The following is a 1,217-nucleotide window of genomic DNA, read 5'->3' as shown; positions in this document are numbered from 1 at the left end:
GATTTTAAAGGCGTAAACGAGAGGAATAAAGAACTCAAGATCGCTGGCCAATCCACCTATATTGTGTTGATGGAACCACAGCAATAACTTTTCAAATTCTGAATGGCCAGCCCCCCGATTCGAGACATGGCCATTCATTACTTCATTTAACGCCCCCTCTGCGCAAACAGCTTTCTGATCTTCACCAGTCACAATCCCCGCCGGCCATCCTCACGGTTTATCAGACAACCCGCGCATCCCCCCGTCAATTTGGCTAAAATGCCGGCCTTTTCCACCAACGCCGCTGGAACCGCCGTGAGCAAAGAACCCGATCGCCTTTTCGCCCAGCCTTTGACCCAGGTGCCTGACTTCGCCTTTAACGAGGACGTGGTGCGGGTGTTCCCGGACATGATCAAGCGCTCGGTGCCGGGTTATCCGACCATCGTCGAAAACCTCGGCGTGCTCGCCGCGCAGTTCGCCCAGCCCAATAGCGTGCTCTACGACCTCGGTTCGTCACTCGGTGCCGTGACTCAGGCGCTGCGCCGTCACGTGCGCACCGACGGTTGCCGCGTCATTGCTGTGGATAACTCGGCGGCGATGGTCGAACGCTGCCGCGAATACCTCAACGGTCAGGACTCGATGTTCCAGGAGTTGCTGCCGGTGGACGTGATCGAAGGCGACATCCTCGCCCTTGAGTTTCAACCGGCCTCGGTGGTGGCGTTGAACTTCACCCTGCAATTCATCGCCCCGGAGCAGCGTACTGCGTTGCTGTCGCGCATCCGCCAGTCGCTGTTGCCGGGCGGTGCGCTGATCCTGTCGGAGAAACTGCGCTTCAACGATCCCGAAGAACACGCGCTGCTCACCGACCTGCACGTCGCCTTCAAACGCTCCAACGGCTACAGCGAACTGGAAATCGCCCAGAAGCGCAGCGCCATCGAAAATGTCATGAAGCCCGACAGCCTCGAAGAACACCGCGAACGCCTGCTGGCCGCTGGGTTCTCGAAAGTCGTGCCGTGGTTCCAGTGTCTTAACTTTGCCTCGTTGATTGCCTTGCCATGATTGATCTGTCCCCCCTCGCCCGCCGTTTGGCCGGTACACCTTTGTCCGAATGGGCTAACACCCTGCAAGCGCAACTCGACAAGAAAATGGAAAAGGGTCATGGCGACCTGGAGCGCTGGCAGAGTGCGCTGGATGCTTTGCCAAAAATTCAGCCGAGCGAAGTCGACTTGCTCAATGGC

Annotated in this window: 3 protein-coding genes; 2 read left to right on the top strand and 1 reads right to left on the bottom strand. The window is 57.9% G+C overall.

The genetic code is table 11. The features are described from left to right. The coding region (locus tag AC1DRJ_RS28460) for a hypothetical protein (RefSeq protein ID WP_477805077.1) at positions 1 to 192 on the bottom strand (192 nt) is incomplete at its 3' end. 66 nt (positions 193 to 258) lie between these two features. Between AC1DRJ_RS28460 and cmoA the strand changes: the two genes are divergently transcribed. Beyond that, entirely contained in the window at positions 259 to 1,038 is a 780-nt protein-coding gene (cmoA, locus tag AC1DRJ_RS28455; protein ID WP_477805076.1) for a carboxy-S-adenosyl-L-methionine synthase CmoA, read from the top strand. After that, positions 1,035 to 1,217, top strand: a 183-nt coding sequence (locus AC1DRJ_RS28450) for a DUF1698 domain-containing protein (protein WP_477805075.1), incomplete at its 3' end; no start/stop codon positions are given. The genes cmoA and AC1DRJ_RS28450, both read left to right, overlap by 4 nt.

Source organism: Pseudomonas sp. P5_B2 (assembly GCF_056400445.1).
This window is presented reverse-complemented; position numbering and strand designations above follow the sequence as displayed.